Origin of the sequence: Bacillus sp. AFS001701 (assembly GCF_002559405.1) — a bacterium.
GTDB lineage: Bacteria > Bacillota > Bacilli > Bacillales > Bacillaceae_G > Gottfriedia.
Genome location: NZ_NTZO01000017.1, coordinates 1 through 5,608 on the forward strand (window position 1 = coordinate 1; position 5,608 = coordinate 5,608).

Genomic DNA, 5,608 nt, shown 5'->3' on the forward strand with positions numbered 1-5,608 from the left:
TAAAGAAGTCTTACATAAATTAATCAATATCTCTAACCATATTGAACGTTCACGTTTTGTTTGTGACGTAATTTGTCATTTAAATGATATGGAGATTGGAAATTTTGTAAGAAAATCTAATAAAAAAATAATTGTAGTATAACAGGAGGAAATAACATGAGTATAAATGTAAAACAATCTGTCGAGCAGTTCAGTTTAAATAGTAAAGAGTATTATGAAAACAGATACGAATTATATGAAAGATTACGAAATGATGCACCTGTTTTTTGGCATGAAGAAATGCAATCCTGGTTTATAACTAGGTACGAGGATGTGTCCAAGAATTTACTTGGAGATAAATTTATTTCAAGTAATGTAATTCCGAATAAAATGAGTAATCTCGCTGAAGGAGAAGATCAACATTTTAAAGATATAATCGATATCATTAAGACTTGGATGGTCTATAATGATCGACCAGTTCATTCACAATTAAAAGGTTATATGAACAGAGCCTTTTTAGTTAATGAAATCGATCTTATTGCTCCGGAAATTCAGAAAATTGTTTCTTCAATTGTTGATAAAGTACTTGAAAAAAACATAAGTTCATTTGACTTTGTAAAAGAGATCGCACACCCTATTCCTGCGATGGTACTTTGTAAAATGTTAGGAATTCCTGGTGAAGAAGTTTACAGATTCATTAAGTGGTCTGATGATATCGCATTATTTATGCAAGATTTCGTTGTGTCTCATGTTCCTAGTAAAGAAATTAGTGAACAAGTTAGAGGAAGTGTAAGAGAAATTTGGACATACCTTTCAGATGCGATTGCGGAAAGACGAAAAGAAAAGAAAAATGATTTATTAAGTAGGTTAATATCTGAGACTCCTGGAGAAGATGGCGAACTTACTGATGATCAATTAATTGCTCAAACAATGCATTTAATTTTCGGTGGACATAAAATTCCTCAATTTGTGTTAAGTAATACATTACATCTTCTATTTAAGAATCAAGATGTTCTAGAAATGCTTAAAAATGATATGTCTCTTCTTCCAAAAGTATTAGATGAAACAATGCGACTAGAAGGACCAATCCAATATATTGTTAGACATGCTTCAAATGATATCGAATTACACGGACAGCAAATCAAGAAAAATGATTCAGTTTATTTCTTCTTAGCTTCTGCTGGGCGAGACGAGCGAGTATTTGCAAATCCTGACAAAATGGATATAAGTAGAACAGGTTTCCGTCATGTAGCTTTCGGCGGAGGTTATCATACTTGTATTGCTGCTGCTTTTGCTCGTGTAGAGATCATGGAAATTCTTAAGGAAGTAATAACTCGTTTTCCAACAATCGATTCATTATATGATTTAGAAAATCCAGAGTGGACTGCAAACCCTACTTTCACTGGAATGATTCATATGCAAGTAAAAATCTAGTATTACTGGTGTATTTAATAGGAATAGTATCAGACTGCCCGCCAAACGCTCGCTTACTTCGCCTGTCTGATAATCAAGTTTTTAAGGCTATGTTACACACTGATAGGAATAGAAAAAAATTCTATTCCTATTTTTTCTAAGTTAGAGGTGATTAAAATTGAATAATTGCGTGATTCATAATACTACCATTTTAGTCGTTCACGAAATTTATGGAATTAACAAACACATAAAAGATATTTGCGACAGTTTAAATAAATTAGGATTTACAGTTGTATGTCCAAATTTATTAGGTAATTCAGAGAACTATTGCTATAAAGATGAAAACAAAGCTTATAAGAATTTTGTTCATGAAATTGGGTTTGAGTTAGCTACTAATAAAATTATAACTCTTGCAAAAGAACTTCGAACTAAGTGTGTTAATTTGTATATTTTGGGTTTTAGTGTAGGGGCAACGATTGCATGGTTAGGCAGTAAATATGATGGATTATTTGATGGAGTAATTGGATTTTATGGGTCAAGGATTAGGGACTACTTAGAGGTTAGTCCAAAATGTGAGACCCTACTAATTTTCCCAACGAAAGAAAAATCATTTGATCCTGAAATTGTCATAACCGAATTGAATACAAAAGATAAGATTCAAATCATTAAAGTAGAAGGTAGTCATGGTTTTACCGATCAATCAACTTCTAATTATGATCAGTATGCTACTGAATATTGTTTTCAAAAAATGTATGATTTTATTATGAAACAAAATAATAATTTTTCCGAAACAGGAGGAATCAAATGACCGATCAAAGATGGATGTCTTTACAGTTTTTTGGGTTTTTCTTCACTTTCGGAATTTTTGTGCCTTATTGGTCTGCTTGGCTAACAACAAGTAAAGGTTTTACAGCTGATGAAGCTGGACTAATCATTGCTTTAGGATTAATTACAAGGTCAATAACAACCTTTTTTATTTTTCCATTTATAAGTAGATACTTAAATTTAGCAAGATTAAATCAATTAGTTTCCTTAACTTCTGTTACACTATTAATTATTTTAATCCCGTTTAATAGTTTAATTGCAGTAGCTTTCATTACAGTTTTATTAAGCCTAGTTTATCCAATGCCATTAGCAATGTATGAGTCTATGGCATCTATTCTTATGAGGGAAAGCAAAATAGAGTATGGAAAAAGTAGATCATATGGTTCGATTGGCTATATTATTTCTCTATCATTAACTGGAATACTCATATCTTTAAAAAGTGAAAATGTAGTTATTTACCTTTTAATTTTTGGATGTATTCTACTTTCTTTCATTACATCCATTAAAGCTCCTATACCTTTAAAAACAAAAAAAGCATCAAATAAAGTGCCATTTTTTAAGTTATTTAAATCAAAAGCATTTTTAATAGTATTAGCGATCTGCGTCACCCTTCAAGCTGCACATGCTGCATATTATAGTTATGCTGTTCTTTTTTTGAAAAATATTGGGGTAAAAACAAGTTTTACAGGATTCATCTTAATCATTGCAGTAATATCAGAGATTGCTTTCTTCTATATATCAGACTCTCTATTTAAAAAACGATCTGTTCCAGTGTTATTACTGTTTAGTGTAAGTGCTTCCATATTAAGATGGGTATTGATTTTTTCTTTTAACAGCATTTCAGTTTTTGTATTGTCTCAATTTTTACATTCTATTACTTTTGGGCTTACTCAATTTGCCTTTGTAAAATACTTAGATGAAAACATTGAAAACAAGTACTTCCCCTTTGCTCATGGAATTTATGCAGCTCTAGGTTTAAGTTTAGGTAGCGGTATTTTAACATTAGTAAGTGGTTACCTCTACTCTATATCTCCATCTTTTGCTTTTTTAGGTATGGCATTGGTCTGTATCCCCTGTTTAGGATTGTGTTACTTTTTGAAATTAACATTAGGGGATCAAAATAACTTAACAGGAGAGATAAGTGAAAATGTTACTAGTAAAAGAAAAAGTGTATAGTACTAACAAGTGTGTAAAAACTGAAGAAACAATTCATACAGAAGTAATTCAAATGAATGAAGAAAAAGTGATTAAGTTGAAATTTTTAAGTTCAAATTCTCCTAGAAATCAAGGTGTCGGATTCATATCGGAAAATGGAATATCAATCAACGATGCCCCAAAACAAAAAACAGTCATTATTTGGAGAAGTGAAATTCAATCCGAACTGATCTTAAAATGCTCTAGCGGCTTTTTAAATGTTTTTAATGTGTGGGAAGAAGAACGAATGGTGGGATTCCATGATTTTCAGTCTGGTATGAGAATCAAAAAGGAGAAAGATATCATGTTCTACAGTTGTAATGATGCTTATGCGAATGGTAATTTTACCTCTCTAGTATTCTCACTTCAAATACTATCCGATTAAAACAAGCAAAAAAGCAGAGTTGAATTTTTCAACTCTGCTTTTTACTAAAATCTTATACTTTCTTTTCCTTAATCCAATCCTTCCCTTGTGTCTATTTTTGGAAAGAATAGGAAAAACTAAATTTAGATTCGATATAGTAAACTTTTGTTCAATCTAGAAAGTAGGTATTAAAACATGACTGAAGAGTTTTTTGCTAATTATGAAAAATTTGTTGTTCCACCTTTATATCAATATACAGGTGAGAAACGAAAATTTAATCCTAAAGACTATGCATCATATTACATCTTAACTGTCTCATTATATGACTCTCTTATTTCAAATTGGAACGATGCGGCTAAATATAAAATTGACGTCCGAAACTGTATAGATCACGTATTAAATGATTTTAATGAAAAAAAAGGTGGTAAATATCATCTTCAATTACTTGAATTTGAAAGTGATAAATCCTATTTTGTCATTGCTTTGTCTATAAAAAATAAAATTGAAAAAGAAAAAATCAATGGAATTATTTCAAAGTATATTGAACAACTTGTATCAAACTCTTTTTATATTGGACAGAGCTGGTACTGGCTAATTGGTCAAAAAGGGAAAAGAGACCGAAAACTCTTCAATATATCAATAAAGGAATACATGCACTAATATTATTCGGCTTTATATTTTTCTTTTATTTAATAAAAGGATTTTATTGATATAATTTTATCTAACCAATTCCTATTCTTACTATTAAAATTATTATCCTCCGCTCTTAAAATTCCCCTTCTAAACAAGCTTTAATAAAGCTACCTAATCGTTCTTTATATAGAACGCACGAATCCTTGTATTTTAAAGATGTTCTAATCATCTGTACCGAATACTTCACAAGCTTCTTTACTATTTCCACTAAAAGAAAAATAAGCCAATCAACTAATCGGCTCATTTCTAAAACTTCTGTCAGCTCATGTAAGTTAATTTAGTCCCTTAAACCCATACTTCTCTAATATCTTTATTGACTCATCATTTTGAAGGTATTCATAGAATTTTTTAGCTTCTTTAGGTTGCTTGCTATTCTTTATTACGCCTAACGGATAAATAATTGGATCATGTGTATTTTCAGCTGCTGTTGCTACAATCTTAACTTTTGTCGATGTGAGCGCATCTGTTTTATATACAATCCCTGCGTCCACATTATTTGTTTCAACATAAGAAAGTACTTGTCTAACATCCTTACCATATACTACTTTTCCTTCAATTGCTTTCCAAACATTTAAATTTTCCAATGTTTCTTTACCATATTGTCCTGCTGGCACCGCTTCTGGCGTACCGATTGAAATTTTATCTGCTTTTGTAAGATCCTCAAAAGAGTTAATTTCTTTTTTTGTATCTTTTGGTACAACTAATACCAGTTTATTCCCAACTACATCTTTACCTTGGTTCTTATCAATTAGACCATCTTGTACTAAATTATTAAATTTGTCCTCTGCAGCCGAGAAGAAAAGATCCACTGGTGCTCCTTGCGAAATTTGTTGTTGTAATGCTCCGGATGCTCCAAAGTTAAAGTTTATTTTCACATTAGGATTTGCCTTTTCAAAGTTTGCTTTAATATCATTTAGTGCCTCCTGTAAACTAGCAGCTGCTGAGATAGTTAATTCTACATTCTTTTGAACTGCTTCTTGTTTCTTGCCTACAGACTTAGTAGCTTGTTCATTTGTCGAACAACCAGATACTGCTAGTCCTAATATCATCATTATCGATAAAAATAAAGAATAAAGTCTTTTCATTATTCATCTGCCTTCCTTTTTAAAATATAACTAGTTATATCTAATTATATTTAGT

General features: G+C 30.9%; 7 protein-coding genes. 5 read left to right on the forward strand and 2 right to left on the reverse strand.

Going from position 1 to position 5,608, the window contains the following annotated elements; all coding sequences use genetic code 11:
• The first annotated feature begins 156 nt into the window (after positions 1–156).
• The 5 genes from CN514_RS01720 to CN514_RS01740 all read left to right on the forward strand — a co-directional run bounded on the left by CN514_RS01720 (position 157) and on the right by CN514_RS01740 (position 4,435).
• Entirely contained in the window at positions 157–1,413 is a 1,257-nt protein-coding gene (locus tag CN514_RS01720) for a cytochrome P450 (RefSeq protein ID WP_098231102.1), read from the forward strand.
• A gap of 157 nt (positions 1,414–1,570) precedes the next feature.
• Complete coding sequence (locus CN514_RS01725) at positions 1,571–2,200, forward strand: dienelactone hydrolase family protein (RefSeq protein ID WP_098231103.1); 630 nt, start codon at positions 1,571–1,573, stop codon at positions 2,198–2,200.
• Complete coding sequence (locus CN514_RS01730; RefSeq protein ID WP_098231104.1) at positions 2,197–3,393, forward strand: MFS transporter; 1,197 nt, start codon at positions 2,197–2,199, stop codon at positions 3,391–3,393. The genes CN514_RS01725 and CN514_RS01730 overlap by 4 nt, the downstream gene beginning before the upstream one ends.
• Positions 3,359–3,796 carry a hypothetical protein gene (locus CN514_RS01735; protein WP_141529282.1) on the forward strand — a complete coding sequence of 146 codons (438 nt, stop codon included), beginning with the start codon at positions 3,359–3,361 and terminating at the stop codon, positions 3,794–3,796. Before CN514_RS01730 ends, CN514_RS01735 begins: the two co-directional genes overlap by 35 nt.
• A gap of 174 nt (positions 3,797–3,970) precedes the next feature.
• Positions 3,971–4,435: a hypothetical protein gene (locus CN514_RS01740; protein ID WP_098231106.1), complete on the forward strand. Its 465-nt coding sequence runs from the start codon at positions 3,971–3,973 to the stop codon at positions 4,433–4,435.
• A gap of 106 nt (positions 4,436–4,541) precedes the next feature.
• On the opposite strand, the gene CN514_RS25480 is transcribed toward CN514_RS01740, so the two are convergent.
• Both CN514_RS25480 and modA read right to left on the reverse strand, forming a co-directional pair.
• Positions 4,542–4,712 (reverse strand): hypothetical protein, encoded by a 171-nt coding sequence (locus CN514_RS25480; protein ID WP_176525757.1) that lies wholly within the window; start codon positions 4,710–4,712, stop codon positions 4,542–4,544.
• Between the two features lie 28 nt (positions 4,713–4,740).
• Entirely contained in the window at positions 4,741–5,553 is an 813-nt protein-coding gene (gene modA / locus CN514_RS01745) for a molybdate ABC transporter substrate-binding protein (RefSeq protein ID WP_098231107.1), read from the reverse strand.
• Positions 5,554–5,608: the final 55 nt, after the last annotated feature.

Excerpts from the sequence above, each read along its gene's own strand:
- CN514_RS01720 (WP_098231102.1), top strand. The coding sequence starts at position 157 with ATGAGTATAAATGTAAAACAATCTGTCGAGCAGTTCAGTTTAAATAGT.
- modA (WP_098231107.1), bottom strand. The coding sequence starts at position 5,553 with ATGAAAAGACTTTATTCTTTATTTTTATCGATAATGATGATATTAGGA.
- CN514_RS25480 (WP_176525757.1), bottom strand. The coding sequence starts at position 4,712 with ATGAGCCGATTAGTTGATTGGCTTATTTTTCTTTTAGTGGAAATAGTA.
- CN514_RS01740 (WP_098231106.1), top strand. The coding sequence starts at position 3,971 with ATGACTGAAGAGTTTTTTGCTAATTATGAAAAATTTGTTGTTCCACCT.
- CN514_RS01730 (WP_098231104.1), top strand. The coding sequence starts at position 2,197 with ATGACCGATCAAAGATGGATGTCTTTACAGTTTTTTGGGTTTTTCTTC.